At 44.5% G+C, this 874-nt stretch carries 1 protein-coding gene; it reads left to right on the top strand.

What is annotated here, in order from left to right; all coding sequences use genetic code 11:
- Window positions 1–222: 222 nt before the first annotated feature.
- Window positions 223–874: type A chloramphenicol O-acetyltransferase (catA, locus tag ACJBF3_RS26070; RefSeq protein WP_058647359.1), on the top strand; the 652-nt coding region annotated here is incomplete at its 3' end.

The following is an 874-nucleotide window of genomic DNA, read 5'->3' as shown; positions in this document are numbered from 1 at the left end:
GACGCACTTTGCGCCGAATAAATACCTGTGACGGAAGATCACTTCGCAGAATAAATAAATCCTGGTGTCCCTGTTGATACCGGGAAGCCCTGGGCCAACTTTTGGCGAAAATGAGACGTTGATCGGCACGTAAGAGGTTCCAACTTTCACCATAATGAAATAAGATCACTACCGGGCGTATTTTTTGAGTTATCGAGATTTTCAGGAGCTAAGGAAGCTAAAATGGAGAAAAAAATCACTGGATATACCACCGTTGATATATCCCAATGGCATCGTAAAGAACATTTTGAGGCATTTCAGTCAGTTGCTCAATGTACCTATAACCAGACCGTTCAGCTGGATATTACGGCCTTTTTAAAGACCGTAAAGAAAAATAAGCACAAGTTTTATCCGGCCTTTATTCACATTCTTGCCCGCCTGATGAATGCTCATCCGGAATTCCGTATGGCAATGAAAGACGGTGAGCTGGTGATATGGGATAGTGTTCACCCTTGTTACACCGTTTTCCATGAGCAAACTGAAACGTTTTCATCGCTCTGGAGTGAATACCACGACGATTTCCGGCAGTTTCTACACATATATTCGCAAGATGTGGCGTGTTACGGTGAAAACCTGGCCTATTTCCCTAAAGGGTTTATTGAGAATATGTTTTTCGTCTCAGCCAATCCCTGGGTGAGTTTCACCAGTTTTGATTTAAACGTGGCCAATATGGACAACTTCTTCGCCCCCGTTTTCACCATGGGCAAATATTATACGCAAGGCGACAAGGTGCTGATGCCGCTGGCGATTCAGGTTCATCATGCCGTTTGTGATGGCTTCCATGTCGGCAGAATGCTTAATGAATTACAACAGTACTGCGATGAGTGGCAGGGCG

Origin of the sequence: Enterobacter sp. PP-008-ECC_S150 (assembly GCF_045257065.1) — a bacterium.
GTDB lineage: Bacteria > Pseudomonadota > Gammaproteobacteria > Enterobacterales > Enterobacteriaceae > Enterobacter > Enterobacter chengduensis.
This window is presented reverse-complemented; position numbering and strand designations above follow the sequence as displayed.